The organism is Blastomonas sp. 34TW, from assembly GCF_059803595.1.
Genome location: NZ_JAPFGW010000014.1, coordinates 1 through 20,998 on the forward strand (window position 1 = coordinate 1; position 20,998 = coordinate 20,998).

Annotated in this window: 19 protein-coding genes; 7 read left to right on the plus strand and 12 right to left on the minus strand. The window is 63.8% G+C overall.

Translation table 11 applies throughout. The features are described from left to right. Positions 1–661, minus strand: a 661-nt coding sequence (locus OPU69_RS16270) for a carbamoyl-phosphate synthase domain-containing protein (protein ID WP_498512485.1), incomplete at its 3' end; no start/stop codon positions are given. Between the two features lie 225 nt (positions 662–886). Between OPU69_RS16270 and OPU69_RS16275 the strand changes: the two genes are divergently transcribed. From OPU69_RS16275 to OPU69_RS16290, 4 genes are all read left to right on the plus strand, one after another. Then, the gene (locus tag OPU69_RS16275) at positions 887–1,342 is read left to right on the plus strand and encodes a GatB/YqeY domain-containing protein (protein ID WP_060979169.1); all 456 of its coding nucleotides are present in this window, start codon (positions 887–889) and stop codon (positions 1,340–1,342) included. A gap of 10 nt (positions 1,343–1,352) precedes the next feature. Beyond that, positions 1,353–3,224, plus strand: a complete 1,872-nt coding sequence (gene dnaG, locus OPU69_RS16280; RefSeq protein WP_498512487.1) for a DNA primase — start codon at positions 1,353–1,355, stop codon at positions 3,222–3,224. A gap of 169 nt (positions 3,225–3,393) precedes the next feature. Then, positions 3,394–5,403: an RNA polymerase sigma factor RpoD gene (gene rpoD / locus OPU69_RS16285; protein ID WP_066044448.1), complete on the plus strand. Its 2,010-nt coding sequence runs from the start codon at positions 3,394–3,396 to the stop codon at positions 5,401–5,403. Between the two features lie 176 nt (positions 5,404–5,579). Further along, positions 5,580–5,981, plus strand: coding sequence for a hypothetical protein (locus tag OPU69_RS16290; RefSeq protein ID WP_060979172.1), 402 nt, complete (start codon positions 5,580–5,582; stop codon positions 5,979–5,981). Positions 5,982–5,989: 8 nt separating this feature from the next. Here OPU69_RS16290 and OPU69_RS16295 read toward each other — a convergent pair whose 3' ends face one another. Together OPU69_RS16295 and OPU69_RS16300 are read right to left on the minus strand one after the other, a co-directional pair. Continuing rightward, complete coding sequence (locus tag OPU69_RS16295; protein ID WP_066113988.1) at positions 5,990–6,301, minus strand: type II toxin-antitoxin system RelE/ParE family toxin; 312 nt, start codon at positions 6,299–6,301, stop codon at positions 5,990–5,992. Next, positions 6,298–6,549: a type II TA system antitoxin, ParD family gene (locus tag OPU69_RS16300; protein WP_060979174.1), complete on the minus strand. Its 252-nt coding sequence runs from the start codon at positions 6,547–6,549 to the stop codon at positions 6,298–6,300. The genes OPU69_RS16295 and OPU69_RS16300 overlap by 4 nt, the downstream gene beginning before the upstream one ends. A gap of 409 nt (positions 6,550–6,958) precedes the next feature. Here OPU69_RS16300 and OPU69_RS16305 point away from each other — a divergent pair, with 409 nt between their 5' ends. Continuing rightward, a complete protein-coding gene (locus tag OPU69_RS16305; RefSeq protein WP_498512491.1) occupies positions 6,959–9,490 on the plus strand; it encodes a TonB-dependent receptor domain-containing protein in 2,532 nt (843 codons plus the stop codon). A gap of 21 nt (positions 9,491–9,511) precedes the next feature. Here the strand turns inward: OPU69_RS16305 and OPU69_RS16310 are convergent, their stop codons facing one another. Both OPU69_RS16310 and OPU69_RS16315 read right to left on the minus strand, forming a co-directional pair. Then, positions 9,512–11,200: a PAS domain-containing sensor histidine kinase gene (locus OPU69_RS16310; RefSeq protein WP_498512493.1), complete on the minus strand. Its 1,689-nt coding sequence runs from the start codon at positions 11,198–11,200 to the stop codon at positions 9,512–9,514. A 188-nt stretch (positions 11,201–11,388) separates the two neighbouring features. Continuing rightward, a complete protein-coding gene (locus tag OPU69_RS16315; protein ID WP_498512495.1) occupies positions 11,389–12,534 on the minus strand; it encodes a sterol desaturase family protein in 1,146 nt (381 codons plus the stop codon). 110 nt (positions 12,535–12,644) lie between these two features. Between OPU69_RS16315 and OPU69_RS16320 the strand changes: the two genes are divergently transcribed. Continuing rightward, entirely contained in the window at positions 12,645–13,877 is a 1,233-nt protein-coding gene (locus OPU69_RS16320; RefSeq protein WP_060979178.1) for an SEL1-like repeat protein, read from the plus strand. 3 nt (positions 13,878–13,880) lie between these two features. On the opposite strand, the gene OPU69_RS16325 is transcribed toward OPU69_RS16320, so the two are convergent. From OPU69_RS16325 to OPU69_RS16340, 4 genes are all read right to left on the minus strand, one after another. Next, positions 13,881–14,276, minus strand: coding sequence for a hypothetical protein (locus OPU69_RS16325; RefSeq protein ID WP_498512497.1), 396 nt, complete (start codon positions 14,274–14,276; stop codon positions 13,881–13,883). Positions 14,277–14,347: 71 nt separating this feature from the next. After that, positions 14,348–14,770 carry a hypothetical protein gene (locus OPU69_RS16330; protein ID WP_060979180.1) on the minus strand — a complete coding sequence of 141 codons (423 nt, stop codon included), beginning with the start codon at positions 14,768–14,770 and terminating at the stop codon, positions 14,348–14,350. Positions 14,771–14,878: 108 nt separating this feature from the next. After that, complete coding sequence (locus OPU69_RS16335; protein WP_498512499.1) at positions 14,879–16,075, minus strand: exo-beta-N-acetylmuramidase NamZ family protein; 1,197 nt, start codon at positions 16,073–16,075, stop codon at positions 14,879–14,881. Between the two features lie 31 nt (positions 16,076–16,106). Next, the gene (locus OPU69_RS16340; protein WP_498512501.1) at positions 16,107–16,631 is read right to left on the minus strand and encodes a DOMON-like domain-containing protein; all 525 of its coding nucleotides are present in this window, start codon (positions 16,629–16,631) and stop codon (positions 16,107–16,109) included. Between the two features lie 233 nt (positions 16,632–16,864). Between OPU69_RS16340 and OPU69_RS16345 the strand changes: the two genes are divergently transcribed. Beyond that, positions 16,865–17,806 (plus strand): fatty acid desaturase family protein, encoded by a 942-nt coding sequence (locus tag OPU69_RS16345; protein WP_498512503.1) that lies wholly within the window; start codon positions 16,865–16,867, stop codon positions 17,804–17,806. A gap of 9 nt (positions 17,807–17,815) precedes the next feature. Here OPU69_RS16345 and OPU69_RS16350 read toward each other — a convergent pair whose 3' ends face one another. The 3 genes from OPU69_RS16350 to OPU69_RS16360 are packed head-to-tail and all read right to left on the minus strand — an operon-like array spanning position 17,816 to position 20,983. Next, positions 17,816–18,379: a type 1 glutamine amidotransferase domain-containing protein gene (locus OPU69_RS16350; protein WP_498512505.1), complete on the minus strand. Its 564-nt coding sequence runs from the start codon at positions 18,377–18,379 to the stop codon at positions 17,816–17,818. 58 nt (positions 18,380–18,437) lie between these two features. Next, positions 18,438–19,418: a magnesium and cobalt transport protein CorA gene (locus tag OPU69_RS16355; protein ID WP_498512507.1), complete on the minus strand. Its 981-nt coding sequence runs from the start codon at positions 19,416–19,418 to the stop codon at positions 18,438–18,440. After that, positions 19,415–20,983: a lysine--tRNA ligase gene (locus OPU69_RS16360; RefSeq protein ID WP_498512509.1), complete on the minus strand. Its 1,569-nt coding sequence runs from the start codon at positions 20,981–20,983 to the stop codon at positions 19,415–19,417. Before OPU69_RS16360 ends, OPU69_RS16355 begins: the two co-directional genes overlap by 4 nt. Positions 20,984–20,998: the final 15 nt, after the last annotated feature.

A 20,998-nucleotide genomic window follows, 5' to 3' on the forward strand; every position in this document is an offset into this window, starting at 1 on the left:
CCTGCGCAGAGGTCGGCGACTGCCCCTCTCCCTCCGCCGCTTCGCGGCTCCTCCCTCTCCCCTCAAGGGGAGAGGGCGTGCTGTAACCGCTTCCCAGCGTCCATTTGCCGCCGTCCCAGCCGCGCGTCTCGGCACCGGTGACCTCGATCGCCAGGTCCATGCCCTCGAGCCCCGGCCAGCCCTGCGCCAACGCGAGCAGCGTGGGCATGTCGAACACGCCATCGGGCGCGTGCGCGATCACCGCATTGGGTGCGCCAGCCTCGCGGATGCGGCGCGTCAGCGCGCGGGTATCCACGCCCGAAATCCCGATCTGGTTGTTCGCCGCCAGCCATAGCGAAAAATGCTGCGCCGAGCGGAAGCTGCTGGGGTTGGTCACGTCCTCGCGCACGATGCAGCCCAGCGCGTGCGGCACGTCGGCCTCGATATCCTCGGGATTGGCGCCGACATTGCCGATATGCGGGAAGGTGAAGGTGATGATCTGCCCGGCATAGCTCGGATCGGTCAGGATTTCCTGATAGCCGGTGATCGAGGTGTTGAAGCACACCTCGCCCGCCTTGGCCCCGGCGGCCCCGAAGCCCCTGCCCCAGATCGCGGTGCCATCGGCCAGCAGCAACAGGCCGGTCGCGCCTTGGGGTTGAGCGGAGGTGGTGGCGTGCGCCATGGATCGTGTTCCTTGCGTTGCGGTATGAGTCGCGAATGTGCCGGGCCGCAGGATATGGCAGGATGTTGCGGGGCCAAAGCCCTGAGACGCGCCCTGCCGGACAGCGGCCAAATTGGCGGGTCACTAGGCGCGGGTGGGTTGCACGGTCAATCTATGAAAAACATTTTTATCCGGCTAGGCTGAACGCTTGTTCCAAAATCCACGGGAAAAGAAAGGTTCGCGCGCATGATTCGCGATTCGCTGAAAGCTGCGCAGGTTTCTGCCATGAAGGCGGGCGACAAGGAGCGCACCGCCGCCGTCCGGCTGATCCTCGCCAAGATCAAGGACCGCGATATCGAACTGCGCACCCAGGCCGCGCCGGCCGATGACGATGCGATGGTCACCGAAGTGCTGCAGAAGATGATCAAGCAGCGCCGCGAATCGATCGCCATGTACGAACAGGGCGGAAGAGCCGAACTCGCTGCGCAGGAAGCGGCCGAGGTTGCGGTCATCGAGGAATTCCTGCCCGCGCAGATGGACGAGGCCGCCGCCAGGGCCGCGATCGCCAAGGTGGTCGCCGATACGGGCGCGGCCAGCCTCAAGGACATGGGGCGCGTCATGGCCGAAGTGAAATCGCGCCACGGCAGCGAACTCGACATGAGCAAGGCCAGCGCCTGGGTGAAGGAGGCCCTGGCGGGCTGATCCAGGCAGGATGACCCTATCCCCGCAATGGCTGGACGAACTCAGATCGCGGATCACGCTGTCCACGCTGATCGGGCGGCACGTGAAGGTGCAGCGCGCGGGGCGGGAGTACAAGGCGTGCTGCCCGTTCCATAACGAGAAGACGCCGAGCTTCACGATCAACGACGACAAGGGCTTCTACCATTGTTTCGGCTGCGGGGCGCATGGCGATGCGATCCGGTTCATGACCGATCATCAGGGGCTGGGCTTCATGGATGCGGTCAAGGAGCTCGCCGCCGAAGCGGGGATGAGCGTGCCCGCGCCCGATCCGCGCGCCGCGCGCCAGGCAGAAGCGAGGGCCTCGCTGCACGATGTCTGCCAGGCGGCGCAGGACTGGTTTGTGGTACAGTTGCACAGCGCTGCGGGGGAAGAGGCGCGCGCCTATCTCAGGAACCGGGGCCTCACCGCCGAGACCATCGCGCGCTTCGGCATCGGCTTTGCGCCCGACAGCCGCACCGGCATCAGGTCGGCGCTCGGCAATCTCGACGAAGAGCTGCTGATCGAGGCAGGGCTGCTGATCAAGGTCGACGACAAACCGCCCTATGATCGGTTTCGCGGGCGCATCATGATCCCGATCCGCGATCCGCGCGGGCGCGTCATCGCCTTTGGTGGCCGCATCCTGGGCCAAGGCGAGCCCAAATATTTGAACTCGCCCGACACGCCTTTGTTCGACAAGGGCCGCACGCTCTACAACCTGCACCTCGCCGCCCCCGCTTCGCGCCAGAGCGGTCGCGTGGTGGTGGTCGAAGGCTATATGGACGTGATCGCGCTCGCCCAGGCGGGGTTCGGCGAATGCGTCGCGCCGCTCGGCACTGCGCTGACCGAGCATCAGATCGAGCGGCTGTGGAAGATGGTCGACCGCCCGCTGCTGTGCTTCGACGGCGATAATGCCGGGCAGAAGGCGGCGATGCGCGCCGCGACGCGCGCCCTTCCGCTGCTCAAGCCGGGCCTGTCGCTGGGCTTCGTCTCGCTGCCCGGCGGACAGGACCCGGACGATCTCGTCCGCGCCTCGGGCCCGCAGGCCTTTGCCGCGTGCCTCGAGCAGGCCACGGGGCTGCTCGATCACCTCTGGTCGCACGAGCTGAACGCGCAGCCGCTGACAAGTCCGGAGGCACGCGCGGGGTTCAAGGCGCGATTGAACGCGCATGCCGACACGATTGCCGATGGCGACATCAAGGCGCTCTATCGCCGCGAGATCGGCCAGCGCTTTTCCGACCTGTTCTTCGCCGCACGCGCGCCCTCGCCTGCCCGCGCGCCGCAACAGCGCGGTGCTTCGGGCAAAACCTGGCAGCGGCGCGACGAGCCCGTGCCGCCGAGCGAGGAGCTGCGCGCGTTCAGCCGCCAGCTGATGAGCGACCTGATCGTGCGCGGGGTGCTGATCGGGCTGATCCACCGTCCGGCGCTGATCGCGCGGCACAGCGAGACGCTGAGCGAATTCGTCACGCTTGCCGACCACTGGGCCGACCTGCTCGATGCGCTGCTCGATGCGTCGCACCGGCCCGGTGCAGATGGTCTTGATCCGCCCACGCTGATGACCATATTGCAGTCCAGGGGGCTGGCAGACGCGGTGGACAGGCTGAAATCGGGCGGAAAGCCGCCGTTTTCCTTCTGCATCCCGGCGATCGAGCCACCCGATCAACTGCGCGAGGCCCGGATTGCGGAAGACTTTGCCGAGGCGATCGAAGTGATGATTACCCGCCCCAGGCTGGAGGCGGCGTTGCAGGATGTGACGCGCCGATTCGAAAATGACATGCAAGACGGTTTGTTTTTGGAGCAGCAGCAGCTAAGGGCAAGAAAGGAAGCGTTTGACCAGCGCCTGATCGAATTGACGGAGCGAGGCTGACACGGGACGGGCTGCATGCCCTCGCCGCGGTTCAGACCCCATGCGATCAAGGCGGACACGGGACGAGCGCGAAATATTTGAAACGGACCCTTTGGGTCTGATAACAAAGCAAATTCTCCGCAGGCTTGGACGCAGCCCGCGGCGGCACAGGTGACAGGAAGTACGCAAATTGGCCAAGGAACCGAAAGACCCCAAGACCGACGGCACCGATGCCCCGCTGATCGACCTCAACGAAGCATCGGTCAAGAAGCTGCTCGCGCGCGCCAAGAAGCGCGGCTACATCACCTATGACGAGCTGAACGAGGCGCTGCCGCAGGACCAGATGTCGTCCGAACAGATCGAGGACGTGATGTCCGCGATCTCCGAAATGGGCGTCAACATCGTCGAGAATGACGAGGAAGGCGCGGAAGAACAGCCGGTCGACGACAGCGACGCGGTCGATGACGGTTCGGAACAGCTCAACATCTCTCCCGAAAAGAAGAAGGAGACGATGGACCGCACCGATGATCCGGTGCGCATGTATCTGCGCGAGATGGGCGCCGTCGAGCTGCTCAGCCGCGAGGGCGAAATCGCGATCGCCAAGCGCATCGAGGCCGGCCGCGACACGATGATCCTGGGCCTGTGCGAGAGCCCGATCACCTTTCACGCGATCATCGAATGGTCGACCGCGCTCAACGATGGCGAGATGCAGCTGCGCGAGATTCTCGATCTCGATGCGATGCTCTCCAAGGATCCCGCGCCCGAAAGCCTGTCCGAGGACGGCGAGGATGATGGCGAGATCAGCGAGAAGACCGCAGGCCCCAGCTTCAAGGACGAGGACGAGGTCGAGGAAGTCACCGATTCGGAGGACGAGGAAGACGAGCTGACCGAGCGTCGCACGCGTCGTCCCGAAGAGGATGACGAGGAAGACAACACGCTCAGCCTCGCGCAGATGGAAGCGCAGCTGAAGCCCGCGGCGCTCGAGAAGTTCGCGCAGATTACCGCCCTCTTCCGCAAGTTCGAGAAGATCCAGGGCGAGCGCCTGAACGCGCTCAGCATCGGCGACGATTTCCCGGCGGCGAAGGAAAAGCAGTATCAGAAACTGCGTGAGGACCTGACCGCCGAGGTGGAATCGGTGCAGTTCCATGCCAACAAGATCGAATATCTGGTCGACCAGCTCTATTCGTTCAACCGTCGCCTCACCGCCCTGGGCGGGCAGATGCTGCGCCTGGCCGAGCGTCACAAGGTGCCGCGCAAGGATTTCCTCGACCGCTATGTCGGGCACGAGATGGACGAGGCCTGGCTCGAATCCATGGCCGGCATCGACAAGAAATGGGCGAATTTCGTCGCCAACGAGGCGAGCGCGGTCGATCGCATCCGCGCCGAGATTTCGGACATCGCGGCAGCCACCGGCATGTCGCTCGGTGAGTTCCGCCGCATCGTCAACATGGTGCAGAAAGGCGAGCGCGAGGCGCGCATCGCCAAGAAGGAAATGGTCGAGGCGAACCTCCGCCTCGTGATCTCGATCGCGAAGAAATATACCAATCGCGGGTTGCAGTTCCTCGACCTGATCCAGGAAGGCAATATCGGCCTGATGAAGGCGGTCGACAAGTTCGAGTATCGCCGCGGCTACAAGTTCTCGACCTATGCGACCTGGTGGATCCGTCAGGCGATCACGCGCTCGATCGCCGATCAGGCGCGCACCATCCGCATTCCGGTGCACATGATCGAGACGATCAACAAGCTGGTGCGCACCAGCCGCCAGTTCCTGCACGAACAGGGCCGCGAACCGACGCCGGAAGAGATGGCCGAGCGCCTTTCGATGCCGCTCGAAAAGGTCCGCAAGGTGATGAAGATCGCCAAGGAGCCGATCAGCCTCGAAACGCCGATCGGCGACGAGGAGGATTCGCACCTGGGCGATTTCATCGAGGACAAGAACGCGATCATCCCGGTGGACGCGGCGATCCAGGCGAACCTCAAGGAAACGGTCACCCGCGTCCTCGCCTCGCTCACCCCGCGCGAGGAACGCGTGCTGCGCATGCGCTTCGGCATCGGCATGAACACCGACCACACGCTCGAAGAGGTGGGCCAGCAATTCTCGGTGACCCGCGAACGCATCCGCCAGATCGAGGCGAAAGCGCTGCGCAAGCTCAAGCACCCGAGCCGGTCACGCAAGATGCGGAGTTTTCTGGATCAGTGAGGGTGGCGCTCCGCATCATGGAATCCAATCCATGGCTGCGGAGTCCTATCAAACTCGCTCGGTTCGTCAGCTTGAAGCATTGGATGGTTGGCTTTTCCGTACTGTTGAGCGGTTGCGGTTTAGAACTCGGCTCGAACCAGTGCCCGGATGCAAATGGGGTGTTCCGCTGATCGGCGGTGAATCTGGACCATGCGGACATTCACTTGATATCAGGCAACGCGTACGTAGTTGCCGGTGCCTCGGATGAGATCTACCCGATCGTCCAGACCAGTCTTTCCGCGCAGAAGGTGTTAGACAGCACCTTAGTTGAAGTGAATCGCAGATCGATCGATGAGGCTATTGGCCGCGCAGACATTAGCGGTGAAATCACTATCTGCATCCCTTCCGGCGAACTTGGGCTCAAGTTGGATACATTATCGATATCTAACCTCCGGCCTCTGGATGATCGGGAAATGGATAGTTTCATCGAGAATGCGATCGCTGCTCAGGCAGTTCGCTATCGGCGGACACAGCTTTTATCCGCTGGTATGGATGCACATAGAGCTTTGGTGCCCCGGCAAGCGCAGTCCGGACGCTGAAAGCTGGCTCACAGTAAACCGCGCTCAGCCAAGCGCGCCATCACGTCCATCCTTTCGTGCAGAATTGCAATTACCAGCGGCACCTTTTCCTCCCTTGCCAGGCAGAAAACGTAATGGTGTTCGCATCGCGCCATCCGCAAATGTGGGTGAATGGTGCTCAAATGCTTGATGGCCCCTTTCCCAGCGCAGAGTTTCTCGATCCCTGACGACAATTTGGCAACGTAATGGCGGGCCTGCGTCTCGCTCCATTGATTGCGCGTGTAACGAACAATCTCGCGAAGATCGCGCTCGGCATCCGCTGTCAGCACATAGCTGGTCACGCCTTGCGATCTATCGTCATCTCGTCATCGACAATCTGCTCGAACGTCTTGGGTGAAAGCTTGCCAGCCAAACCATTGGCGATCCGTTCATTCAACAGGGTTTGCAGTTCTCTCCAGGCCTGGTCGTCGGCGCCAGCGGGAAACAAACGTTCGAGTGCATATTGCTTGATGGTCTTGCCTTCCAGCGCAGCCATGGCCTTCAGGCTCTGGTGCTGCTGATCGGTGATGTCGATAGTGAGACGGCTCATGATCCGGACTCCGGGCTGGTATACGCACATTAGCACAAATGTGAGTTGGCGGCAAAAGGACGGCGAGTGCTTGGGCGGGTAGCGGATATCAAAATCGCCTGTTCCCTGACCCATCCTCGCGACTGTCCACCAAGGTGATTGCTTCGATTCGCAATGGCGCGGCGGCGGCTTATTTGTGCGGGTGAGAACACAGAAGAGAAAGCCCAAAGCCGTTAAATTGTATTTTTGCCTCCAAAAGCCGCCAAAGCAAATGATATATTTTTCAACGCCTTGAACGCAAACCCCTCAATTTTGGAGTAAACACAAAATTTACCAACCCCGCATAGCCGTTGAAGCGTCGGGGCAAGGGAGCAGCCCTGACAAGAGGATGCCGGCGTGAGGGCGCTGGCTTGAGCAGGGGAAATACATCATGTCCAAGACAGCATTGCTGCTGGTTACATCTTACTGCGCGCTGGCCGCGCCGGCATGGGCGGCAACGGCCTCCGCCACGGCTTCCGAGAGCGCGATCACCGATAGCGCCGCGACCAAGGCAGCAGAGGCCGATGCTGCGCAGCAATCGGGGGGCGCTGCCGCAAAACCCGCGCAGGAACTTTTCTCCACTGGCGTCGCCAAGGGCCGCGACCGGCTCGATAGCGCGACCTCGACCAGCGCGCTGCGCGGCGATGACATCACGCTGCTTGGCCCGCGCCCGATCGGCGAGGTGCTGCGCACCATGGCCGGCCTGCGCGTCGCGACCAGCATCGGCGAGGGCAACAACAATTACACCGTGCGCGGGCTTCCGCTCGCCGCCGGTGGATCGAAATACATGCAGATCCAGGAAGACGGCTTGCCGCTGCTCGAATTTGCCGATCTGTTCAACGTCGGCGCGGATGTCTACCTGCGCAACGACCTGACCGTGAACGCGATCGAGACGATCCGCGGCGGCTCGGCCTCCACCTTTGCCTCGAACTCACCCGGCGGCCTGATCAACATCCTGTCGCGCACCGGCGATGTCGAGGGCGGCTCGGTGCAACTCACCACAGGGGTCGACTTCGACACCAAGCGCGTCGATTTCACCTATGGCGGCAAGCTGGGCGAGAACACCCGCTTCCATATCGGCGGCTTCTATCGCCAGGGCGAAGGCCCGCGCAACAACGGCTTCGATGGCTGGAAGGGCGGCCAGGTCAAGTTCAACATCACCCGCGAGTTCGAGAACGGCTATGTCCGGCTGTACCTGAAATATCTCGACGACCGCTCGCCGACCTTCGCGCCCTATTTCGCCAATATCACCGGCACCAACGCCAATCCGCGTATCCGCAGCTTTCCGGGCTTCGACCTGCGCGACGATACCATCCTGTCCTCGTTCCTCGGCCCGGTGATCACGCTCGATCAGAACAACAGCCCTGCCGCCTTCCCGGTCGCCACTGGCCAGAGCGCCGAATCCAAGTCGATCGGGCTTGAAGCCCAGTTCGAGGTGGCCGGCTGGACGATCACCGAGCGCATGCGCTATGCGGCCAATGGTGGCGATTTCAGCCGCGGCTTCCCCAACACCGCCAATACCGTGTCGGCCTTTGCGGCTGGCCAGGGCGGAGTCGGAGCGTTCGCGCGCTATGCCAGCGGCCCGCTGGCAGGCCAGCTGATCGACCCCAATGCCCTGATCAACGGCAACGGCCTGCTGTCGCTCTATTTCTTCTCGTTCGTGCGGGCACGCTCGCTCGACAATTTCACCAACGACGTCCGCGCTTCGAAGGTGTGGGAACTGCCCAACGGCAAGCTGACCACCACGGTCGGGGCCTATCTGGCAACGCAGGACCTCAACACCACCTGGCTCCACACTGCCATGAACATCGATGCCAACGGCAACAATGGTACTGCCCAGGTCGATATCTTCAACGCGGCAGGTCAGCCGCAGACGCTCAATGGCTATTTCGCCTTTGCCCGCGCGACCAGCCTGTTCCGGCGCGCGTTTGACGTGAACTACAGGGTCTTCGCGCCTTATGGATCGGTCAACTACCAGTTCGGCAAGATCGCGATCGGCGGAAGCCTGCGCTATGATACCGGACGCGTACGCGGTTCGCTGGTTGGAGCGGACCTCAACAATGGCAGTGTCGGCCTGATCACCCAGGACATCAACCGCGACGGGACGATCAACCCGGCCGAACGACGGGTGGCCTTCCTGCCGTTCACCCAGCCCGGAGCGGTGAACTACAATTACGGCTATCTCAGCTATTCGGGCGGGATCAACTATCGCGCGGCAGAGCCTTTCTCGCTGTTCGCGCGCTACAGCAAGGGCGCGCGCGCCAATGCCGACAAGGTGCTGTTCACCCCGCTGATCAACAATGCCACCGGCGCGATCCGCAGCAACACGGACAAGCAGGACAACGTCAAGCAGCTCGAGGGCGGATTCAAGTTCCGCAAGGACGGCTTCACCTTCAACGCCACTGCATTCCGCGTCACGGCTGCCGACCATAATGTGATCAACGGCGCAGCCAACCGGACCGACCGGCGCTACCGCGCCACCGGCATCGAGATGGAAGGCGGGGTGCACAAGGGTCCGTTCAGCCTGATGATCGGCGCGACCTATACCAAGGCGAAGATCACCCGAGACCTGCTCGATCCCACGCTGACCGGCAAGGAACCGCGCCACCAGCCCGACTGGACCTTCTTTGCCACGCCCTCGGTGGATCTGGGCCGGGCCGTGGTGGGTGCCAGCATTGTCGGCGTGACCAAGAGCTTCTCGCAGGATTCGAACCTGCTGGTCATGCCCGGCTTCACCACGGTCGACCTGTTCGGCCAGGTCAAGCTGTTCAATGGCGGCAGCCTGCAGGTCAACGCCAACAACGTGTTCAACACATTGGGCATTTTCGAGGTGAATCAGGCAAGCGTGCCCGCCAATGGCATCGGCTTTGCCAGGGCGATCAATGGACGGACGATCTCCGCCTCATTCCGCTTCGATTTCTGACTTCCGGGAGGGAGGGAACGGTCAGGCGCTGTCGGGGAGCCCGGCAGCGCCTGATTGCATATGGAAGTCCGCTCGTGCATCGGCATCGGTCCCGCGGGGTAGGAACAGCGTCATCGCTGTGCCCTTGCCGAGCTCGCTCTCGATCTTGAGGCCACCGCCCGACTGATGCGTGAAGCCATGCACCATCGGCACGCCAAGGCCGGTCCCCTTGCCGACCTGCTTTGTGGTGAAGAACGGTTCAGCCACCCGCGCAAGCGTCTCGGGAGCCATGCCGGTTCCATTATCGATCACGCTGATCGCGGCATAGTCGCCCTCTGCAATCTCGGGCAGCGCCTCGTCGCCCGGCGCGTGTACCGCACGGGCGACAAGGCGCACCGCCCCGCCATCGGGCATGGCATCGCGCGCGTTGATGACAAGATTGAGCAGCGCCGACTGGAGCTGTGCGGCATCGGCGATGATGGTACCGCAGGAGCCATCGTCCTCGATCGCAACGCTGATCCCCGCCCCCGCCGAGACCCCGAGCAGCGGCTCAAGTTCCTTGAGAAAGGCCGACACGTCGATCCGCTCGGGATCGAGTCGCTGCTGCCGCGCAAAGGCAAGCAATTGCTTGACCAGCCCCGTGCCGCGCATCGCGGCATTGGTGCTCATGTCGACCAGCTTCAGCGCCTCGGGGTCGTCGAGGCGCCGCCCGACCAGCGACAAGCCGCTCAGCACCGCCGCCAGGATGTTGTTGAAATCATGCGCGACGCCCGCGACCAGCCGGCCCATCGCCTCCATCTTCTGGCTGCGGATCAGCGCCTCCTGCGCCGCCTCGCGCTGGGCGATTTCCTCTTTCAGCTGCGCGTTCGCTGCATGCAGCGCCGCCGTGCGCCGCGCGACGGTGATTTCGAGATCATCCGCCAAGGCGCGCAGCGCCCTTTGCGCCTGCACCCGTTCCTCGATGATGGTGCCCGAAGGGATCAGTCCGGTGATCGCGCCGGAGGAATCGCGTAAGGGGGCGAGCTGGAAATCGATCGTTACCGGCGCATCGCCGAGCATCACCGGCACGTCATAGCGCACCAGCTCGCCCGCGCGGGCGGCTTCGATCGCGAGCTTGAGCCGCGCCTGCACTTCGGCGTCATAGGACCACCAGGGCGCTTCCCAAAAGGGCTTGCCTGCGACATCTGCAAGCTGCAATCCGGCCGCGTCGAGCGGCGCGCGATTGGCATAATCGACATGGCCCTCGAGCGTCAGCACGCCGACAAAGGCGAACAGCTGGTCGAGCACGCGCCGCAGCTTGTCCTCGCGCTCGCGAATTTCGCGATCCTGGCGGCGGCGATCGGTCACATCCTCGCAGATGATGCCGATGCCGCTGACCTGCCCTTCACCAACAAAGATCGGATAGAATTGCTCGCGCCATTCGCGGATTTCGCCGGGATGGGCCAGCGTGGTGCCGGTGATGGCGACATTGCGCAGCGGTTCGCCGGTCTCGATCACCTTGAGCAGCATCGGCTCGGCGATCGCGCGCAGATCGGGAACCAGATCCCACACTTTCTTGCCGACATGCTCTTCGGGCGAAAACCCGTTCATGTCCGCCAGTGCCGGATTGACGCGCACAAAGCGCAGTTCCCGGTCGATCAGCCCGAGGCCCAGCGGCGCCCGGGCGTAGAGTGCATCGAGTTCGGCGGCATCGGTTGCCTCCTGCACGCGTGAAGCCCGAACCTGATCCACCAGATGCTCCCGCTTCCACGAATCGCTCGTCAGTCACCAGCCTGACAATGACAGCGCCGTTCGCTCCAGTTCTGGTCTATGCGTCCAAATGGCATGACGTCCAATGAAATGTGCAGCCGCAGACCAAGGCCAGAGCCAGGCTATTCTGCCGAAATCTGGACATTATTCTGCAAATTGATCCATGTTAATCAAATGCCATCGGTCGGGCGCGGATTTGCAAGCGGTGAAAGAAACTGTTTGCCATAGCCGTCGGGCAGAACAAGTCCGGCAACACCATAGCCATTCGGCCATATCTGGTCCGGCATGTAATGCGTTCCGAACCAGCGGTCGATCATTGGCAGATGGACCGCGAAATTCTTGTCCGATGCCGCAGGTTCGATGGCATGGTGCCAGTGGTGATAGCGCGGCATGGCGATCCAGCGTTCCAGCAAGGGGCTGCGCGGCGCGAAATTGGCATGGATGAACACCGCGTGCACCGAGACGAAGCCCAGATAGGCAAAGACGGCAACGGGATCGAAGCCGAGCATCACGATCGGCAGCAGCACAAGGCCGCGGGTGACGATGACATCGACCAGGTGCAGCCGCGATCCGGCGAGCCAGTCCATCTGCGTGACCGAGTGGTGCACGCGGTGAAAGCGCCACAGCAGCGGCACGGCATGAAAGGCGCGGTGCACCGCATATTGCGCCAGATCGGCCACCAGTACGATCAGCGCGAACTGCACCACCAGCGGCAGCGCCTGGACAATCGTCTGGACCGGCACGACGGCCAGCTTCTGCCCTGCCCAGGTCGCGGGTACCAACACCAGCAGGGACATCAATTGCACCAGCGCGTGGCTCATGAAGAAATAGGTCGCGTCGGTCAGCCATCCCTTGCGGAACGGCCCCTGCTCGCGCCGCAGCGCGAAGGCCCGCTCGAGCGGGACGAACAGGGCAGCCGTGGTCAGCGTGCCGAGCACGAACCAGTCGAGCCCGATATGCACCCGGGTCGGGCGGGCGTCAGGAATGGCGACCCCGCCTGCCCCCAGCGCCAGCGCAAGCCCGGCCAGCGCCAGCCCCGCGAGGCCCAGCGCCTTGCGCCGCCGCAGCAGCATCGACAGCCCCGCCAGCCCCAGCGTCACCAGGATCGCGCTGTCGATCGCACCGCGCACCAGCGGTAGCGGGTAGCGCGCGCGCAATTCGGGCATGGTCAGCCATTGCGGAAAGTGCAGGCACAGCACCGCCGCGACGCTGAGCAGCCCCAGCGCGATCGAAAGCACACCGCTCCACCAGCCGCTGCCGAAGCGGCGCGGCGCGCGATCTGCGAATATCCGGGTCAGCCATTGCTCTGCGGTCATCGCGCGCGAGCATGACGGCCAAGCGCAAACATATGGTTAGGGGACGTTCCGCGATCTTGACGAACCGCGCGCGTTCGCCTTTGACCTGGGGCGGACGCGAAAGGGGCATCATGCGCATTCTGACCTGGCTGGCAGTGACCGTTCTGGCGTGGTGCGCACCGGCGCAGGCCCTGGGGCAGGTCACCATGCCCGATGGATCGGTCATAGCTCGAGACAAGGTCGATTCTGCGGCCGCGGCCTGCCAGGCGGGCAAGGCCGATGCCTGTCTGGTCCGCGGAATCGCGCTGGAACGCGGTATAGGCGAACCCATTGAGATCAATCTGGCTGCTGCCGCCTTTCGCTCGGCCTGCGAAGGTGGGCTGGGCATGGGATGCGAGCATCAGGCCGATATCGCTGCGCGGCGGCACGACAAGCGCCAGGACCTGAGGCTAGCCGCCGAGCGCTGGACCAGGGCACGGACGATCTTCACCAGCGGCTGCGAGGCCGGCAACCCGCTTGCGTGCCATCGCCTGGCGGACATGCTGGCCAACAACAGCGCGATGATCGACAAGCCCCGCGCGGTGACGCTGCTCGCAAAGGCCTGTTTCGAGCTGAAATACGGTCCCTCCTGCATCGAGGGCGCCGCGCTGACCGGGCTTTCCACCTCTGCGGTCCATGACCCGGCGCTGGCGGCGCGGTTCGAGGCTGCCGTCGATCCGGCCCTTACGAGCGCCTGTGATGAGGAGCGGGTCGGAGCATGCGCGATGCTCGGCGAATGGCTGCTCGCCCGGCTCGGCCCCAAGGACACCGCCCGCATCGCTGCACTGGCTGACAAGGCGTGCAGCGGCGGCGCCGTGCACGGTTGCGCACTGGCGGCCGATCTCGTCCGCGGCACCGACAGCAGCGCGGAAGGCTGGGACAGGCGTTACGAGTTTCTCGATCGTGCCTGCGCGATCCAGTTCGGCTATTGCAGCGGCCTGGCTGATCTGATGCGGGCCGCGCCGCCGATCCGCTCGGTCGACAGCGGGCTCCTCTTCCTTGCCGACATCAAGGCCTGCCTCGCCGAAGCCGAAGAGCATTGCTGGCGGCTGTACGAGCCTGCCGCGAAGCTGAGCAGCACCGAGCTCGCGCAGCTGGTCGAAACCTTCGATCAGGCCTGTCTCAACCTGGCCAGACCCAGCGCCGAAATCTGCGCGTCTGCCGCCAGCAACCATCTCGAGCGCGCCGAAGCCGTCCCTGCCAGCGCCGCGACCGACCGGGCAACGGCGGGCCGCCTGTATCAGCGCGCGCTGGAACTGCCGGAGGAAGCCGAGGAGAATCCGACCGCGCACAACGAAGCGCGCGCGTTCCTGGCCGGCAACTAGATCTCAGGCCGCGATGCTGCTTTCTGCATCGTCCGCGGCAAGCAGCCAAGCCTCGGCCTCGTCGATATCGGTGAACATCCGCGCATCGCGCCCTTCGCTCGCGCGCATCAGCTGCATCCGGGCGAGCGATTGCGAGAAGACAAAGGCCAGCTTGCGCGAGCGGTAGCGCGGCCCTGCGAGCACGGCGCCGAACGCCTGCACGATCTCCTGCGGCTGGATCTTCATGTCGCGCACATCGACCAGGGTCACATGCTCGTTGGGACCGCAGGTCAGCCGCTCATGCGCCGCGTTGCGCGCCGCAACGAACCGCTCGACGTCCGCAGCCTCGAAAAAGCCAGCGAGATATTGCCGCACCATGTTGGTCGATGGATCGACTGTGATTCGAAATATTGCCCCCATATCGGCTGGATATCCCGTGGTCGTGAAAATTTGGTAATCGATCGCGGAGAGCCAAAAGCGGTCGGCTATCGTTAGGCCAGATATCGCTCCGGCGCAGTCGCCCCCATGCTGCGCGACGGCGCGGCATCCCTGCCCAGCAGCCAGGCCTCTGCCTCCGCGACGGAGTAGAAGAAGCGCGCATCACGCCCTGCGGCGGCGCGCTGCAACTGCTTGCGGACGAGCGAGCGGGAGACGACAAATGCCAGTTTGCGTGACCGGAGCGGCGGATTGGACAGCACCGCCTGAAAGGCCTGGACGACATCCTGCTGCTGGATTTTCACGTGACGCGCGTCGACCAGCGCCAGATGCTGGTTCGGCCCGCAGGTCAGCTGGCCAAAGGCGGCATTGCGGTCTGCGACAAAGCGCTCGACATCCGCCGGTTCGAAGAAACCAGCGAGATACTGCCGGAGAATATTGTTTACCGGATCGACCTCAATTTTGTAAATCGCGTCCATAAAATCGACTTAGTTGAGTCGAATGAAAATTTGGTAAGCACGAATTGCCCGGCTTAAGACGCGTCAAATACCGCAATTACTGCAATGATTTGCAGATAACAGTGATGCTTAATAAAGCTTCAAGTCGCCCACTGTCTGCCAGGCAGTCTCGTCGCTGCGGGCAAGGCAATCAAGATCACCCGGCTGCGCACTCGCGTCATCAACCCATTCGCGCAACCCCGGACCGCCATTGATCACGTCGATCGCCAGCTTGCCGAGTTCGTACTCGTAGGGGAAATCGCGCCAGAGCGGGTAATCGGGATAGAGCGCGCGGATCGCCTTGAAGCCGAGCGCCTGGACGCGCCAGGGACGGAAAGCATGGGGGTCGTAGAACTTGCCTTCGGCATGGATGTGCACGCCGTGGCAGAGCTGGCCGACATGCTTGTGAAAGGTCGGCTCGAACCAGATCTCGCGCAAGGCGCAGCCGGTCAGCCATTCGGGCGCGAGAGCATGCATCTTCGCGATCACGGCGCGTGCGTCGATGTCGGGTGCGCCGAACAGCTCGAGCGGGCGGGTCGTCCCCCTGCCCTCACTCAGTGTCGTGCCCTCCAGCATCACCGTGCCGGCATAGGCGCGCGCCATGTTGACATTGGGCGCATTGGGGCTGGGATTGACCCAGAGCCGGTCGGTCGGCCAGCCGAAGCCGGGCGCGGCCTCGGGCTGCCAGCCCTGCATCTCGACCACGCGATAATCGACATCGAGCCCGTAATGCCGGATGAACCAGTGCCCCATCTCGCCCAGCGTCAGCCCGTGGCGCATCGGCATCGGCCCTGCCCCGACAAAGCTTTCGCAGCCCTCCCGCAATGTCAGCCCCTCGACCGGACGCCCGGCGGGATTGGGCCGATCGAGCACCCAGACCGACTTGCCGTGCTCCGCCGCCGCCTCAAGAATGTAGAGCAGCGTCGTGACGAAGGTGTAGATGCGGCAACCAAGATCCTGCAGGTCGATCAGGATCACGTCGAAGCTGCCCATCATCGCCGGGGTCGGGCGGCGCACCTCGCCATAGAGGCTGAACACCGGGATGCCGTGCGCCGGATCGGTGAAATCCGGGCTTTCGACCATATTGTCCTGCTTGTCGCCGCGCAGCCCGTGCTGCGGCCCGAACGCGGCGGTCAGCTGGATGTCGTCGAGCGCGGCAAGGGCATCGAGCGAATGCACGAGATCGGCAGTGACCGATGCAGGATGCGCGAGCAATGCGACGCGGCGGCCTTTCAGCGGCGTACGCAGATCAGGCTCTGCCAGAAGACGATCGATACCGAAGAGCATGGGGGCCTCGCTGCAAGATGATGCGCGCTGTTTAGCCGAGCCGCGCGGCAAAACAATCCGGGTGGTGAAAATCGGGCTTGCCCGGCGGATGCGCGAGCGACCAGTAGCTCCTGGCTCCGTCGCGCGCTTCGATAACAGCGGTGATCGCCAGCCGCCAGGGTGCCGGGCCGAGCAGCGCGTTGAGCTCCGCGAGCGGGATCGTGGCGCTCCACAGCCCGCCCGCGCCCGCGATCTGCGGGTCGCGGCTCACGGCGAGATCGCGCATTCCGGAGCGGTAATCGTCGAACGCATAGGCCGCCCAGGCGCCCGAGGGCGCGAGGTTGAACTCCGCATAGGCGGGGCCGGTGGTCGAACCGATGAACGCCTCGAAACACGTGTGCTGCCAGAGGCCATCGCTGCGGCCCTGTGCCGGGGCGGGCCAGAGAATGCGATTGCCCGGGTCGGCGACGTGGTAGGCGATGGTGAGCGTCTGGTTTTCCGATATGAACCAGCTAACCGACAGCGCGACGCTATCGGGTGCGGCGAAATCGGGATGGGGATGGAGACGCTGCGACATGCCCGGAACATTCGCGGCCAACCACCCGATACACAACCCTTTTCGTCACCCCCGTGAATGCGGGGGTCCCGCTTATTCTTCTCCCTCCGCAGAAAAAAGCGGGATTCCCGCGTTCGCGGGAATGACGAGACGGTCGATCGAGAACCCCGCGCAAATGACGGAGTTTGCGCTTTCATCGAGCAATGCTAGACTGACGCAAACGTAAAGCGCACCAAGCGCATCGGGAGAGCATCATGGCGCTGGTCAAGGCCGCCAATCCGTCTCAGATCTTCGGGCGCGAAGCGTTTCGCGAACTCACCGCCGTGTCGCGCTGGAAGGGTCTCGCGCTGGTCGCGCACGCCTGGATCACGATCGTCGCGCTCGCCTGCGGCGCGGCCTGGCTCGGCACATGGTGGGCCTGGGTGATCGCGGTTCTGCTGATCGGCGGACGGCAGCTCGGCCTCGCCATCCTGATGCACGAAGGCGCGCACGGGCTACTCCACCCCAATCGCGCGGTGAACAACTGGGTCGGCCAATGGATCACCGGCGTGCCGATGGGCACCGATCTGCACGCCTATCGCACCTATCACCTGACGCACCATCGCTATACGCAGCAGCCCGAGGACCCGGACCTGTCGCTCTCCGCGCCCTTCCCCACCACGCGCGCCAGCCTGATGCGCAAGGTGTTCCGCGACCTCACCGGCCAGACCTTCATCAAGCAGCGCGGCGCGCAACTTGCGATGGCGATCAAGGGCTTCGGACCGGGTGCGAAGGAACAGAATCTGTTCATCGGCAAGGTAACGCTGCGCTTTCTGGCCGCGCAGATCGTGCTGCTGGCGCTCTCGTTCGCCACAGGCCTGGGCGCGCTGCCGTACCTCATCTGGCTGATCGCGCTGGCGACCACGTTTCAGCTTTACTTGCGCATTCGCAATATCGCCGAGCATGCCTGCACCAGCACGGGCAGCGAGGACCCGTTCACCCATGCGCGCACCACGCACGCGAACCTGCTGGAGAGGGCGACAGTCGCGCCCTATTGGGTGAATTTCCATAGCGAGCACCACCTGTTCATGGGGCTGCCCTGTTATAATCTGCCCAAAGCGCACCGCATGCTCGTCGAGGGCGGGCATGCCGGGCGGATGACTATCGCGCCCGGCTATGCTGCGGTGATGCGGCAGGTCATCAAACCCGCCGCATGACCTGATGCATCACGCCATTTCGGCGTCGGCCTTTTCGCTGACCATCTCGGCAATCGCCTTGCCAAAGGCGGGCAGATCGTCCGGGCAGCGGCTGGTGATGATATTGCCGTCGATCGCGACCTCCTGATCGACGAAGTTCGCTCCGGCGTTCTTGAGATCGGTGACGATCGACTTGTAGCACGTCATCGTCTTGCCCTTGGCCAGGCCCGCCTCGACCAGCAGCCACGGCGCGTGGCACACGGCCGCGACCGGCTTGCCCGCATCGGCAAAGACCTTGATCAGCGCCAGCGCCTCGGGCTCGACGCGCAGCAGATCGGGGTTGATCTGACCGCCCGGCAGCACCAGCGCGTCATATTGCTCGACCCGCGCGCCCGAAAGCGGCGCATCGACGCTGACGCTCTTGCCCCAGTCGTCGCCCTTCCAGCCCTTGATCTCGCCGCTTTCGGGCGAGACGATGATGACATCGGCGCCCGCGCCCTTGAGGTCGTCGCGCGGCTGGATCAGTTCGGACTCTTCAAAGCCATGGGTGGCGAGGATGCAGATCTTGCGGCCGGAAAGGTCGGGAAGGCTCATGGGGGATTCTCCGTTTTGGGGGTTCACCTCCCCTACGGATGCGGCGCACACCCGTTCCCTAGAGCCATTTCGCCCATTTGAAGCGGATGTAGAGGCCGATGCAGATCGTCACCATCGCGCCCACCACGAGAAAATAGCCGTATCGCCATTGCAGTTCGGGCATGAACTCGAAGTTCATCCCGTAAATCCCGGCAATCGCGGTCGGCACCGCGAGGATCGCGGCCCAGGCGGCGAGCTGGCGGGTGATGACCCCCTGGCGCTGCTGCTCGAGCAGGCCGCTGGTCTCGATCACCGATGTCAGCGTGTCACGCAGGCCGGCGACGCGATAATCGGCGCGGCGGACATGGTCGTGCAGGTCGCGGAAATAGGGATGGATGTCGGCATCGATCTGCGGCAGCTCGAGGTGCATGCAGCGGTTGGCGACATCCTGCATCGGGCTCAGCACGCGCTGCAGCCGGAACAGATCGCGCCGCAGCGAAAAGAGCTGCGCGGTCTCGTCGCGGTCGAGAAACGCGTCGAGCGAGCGGTCCTCGATACCCAGCACCTTGTCTTCCAGCGTGTCGATGACCTCGAGATAGCCGTCGACGATGAAATCGAGGATCGCGTGCAGCACGAAATCGGCACCACGCTTCAGCAATCGCGGCGTCGCCTCGAGCTTGTGGCGGATCGGCCCATGGTCGCGCAGCGAACCGTGCCGTACGGTGACGATGAACTGCCGCCCCATGAAGATGGCGGTATTGCCATAGGTGATCGCGGTGTTGCTGTCGCTCTCGTCGAGATGGACGGTGCGCGCGACCGCGAACAGATGCTCGCCATATTGCTCGATCTTGGGCAGATGCCGCCGGTCGAGCGCATCTTCCACCGCTAGCGGGTGCAGCCCGAGCTGCGACTGGATCGGCATCAGCTCGGCCTCGCTGGGCTCGTGCAGCCCGATCCAGAGCAGGTCCGAAGGATCGTCGAGCGATGGCAGCGGCTGCGTCAGGTCGATGTCGCGCACCCGCTCGCCATCGCGATAGAGGCGCGCGGCAATGACGGTCATGCAGCCTCGACCGGTCGCCCAAGCGCCTCAGCGATGAGCTTGCGGGTGTTGGCGATGCCGTAGAGCGCGATGAAGCTGCCCATGCGCGGGCCTTGCTCCGATCCCAGCAGCGTCTCGTACAGCGCCTTGAACCAGTCGCGCAGGTTGCCGAAGCCATAAGCCTCGTCCTTGCCGATGGCATAGACGATGTTCTGGATATCCTCGGCGCTGGCATTTTCGGGCAGCTCGGCCAGCTCATTGTCCAGCCGGGTCAGCGCGTCGATCTCCTTGCCCTCGGGCCAGCGGCGCTTAAGCGTCGGGGCGATGAAATCGCGGCCATAGTTGACCGCATTCTCGATCAGCCCGTCGAGCTCGGGATGCGTCGCGGGCGACACGCCCGGCGCATATTTCTGCACGAAGCCCCAGACCAGGTCCTTGTCGTCCATCCCCGGCAGGCTGACGACATTGAGCAGCAGGCCGAAGCTCACCGGCGGGCTGCCCGCAGGCACGTCGCCCGCATGGATATGGTGTGCGGGGTTGCCCAGGCGCTTGTCGGCGTCCTGGCCGTGCCAGTTGTCGCGGAACTGGAAATACTCGTCCACCGCGCGCGGGATGACGCCCAGATGCAGTTGCTTGGCCGCCTTGGGCTCGCGGAAGATGTAGAAGGCCAGGCTGTTCTCGCTGCCGTAACGCAGCCATTCCTCGATCGACAGGCCGTTGCCCTTGGACTTGGAGATCTTCTCGCCCTTTTCGTCGAGGAACATCTCGTAGATCATGCCCTCGGGCTTTTGCCCGCCGAGCACGCGCGCTATCTTGCCCGATTGCACGCCGCTATCGGTCAGGTCCTTGCCGTACATCTCGTAATCGACGCCCAGCGCCACCCAGCGCATCGCCCAGTCGACCTTCCATTGCAGCTTCGCGCCACCCGACAGCACCGATTGCTCGATGGTCTCGCCCTCGTCGACAAAGCGCACGATCCCGGCCTCGGCATCGACCACCTCGACCGGCACCTGCAGCACCACGCCCGACTTGGCGCTGATCGGCATGATCGGCGAATAGGTCGCCGCACGCTCGGCACGCAGCGTCGGCAGCATGATGTCGAGGATCGCCTGATAGTTGCGCAGCACGCCGCGCAGCGCCTCGTCGAACGCACCGCTGCGGTAACGCTCGGTCGAGGAGACGAACTCGTAATCGAAGCCGAACTGGTCGAGGAAGGCGCGCAGCATCGCGTTGTTGTGATGCGCGAAGCTTTCGAACTTGCCGAACGGATCGGGGATCTGGGTCAGCGGCTTGCCCAGATGCTGGCGCAGCATTTCCGGATTGGGCACATTGTCGGGCACCTTGCGGAGGCCATCCATGTCGTCGCTGAACGCCACCAGCCGCGTCGGCGCGCCGTCGGTCAGGGTTTCATAAGCGCGGCGGACGAGCGTCGTGCGGAACACCTCCTGGAACGTGCCGATATGCGGCAGGCCGGAGGGGCCATAGCCGGTCTCGAACAGCATCGGGCCTTGCGCTTCCGACTTGCCGTTCGGATAGCGTTTCAGCAGCTTGCGCGCTTCCTCGAACGGCCATGCCTTGGATCGCATTGCAGCTTCGCGATA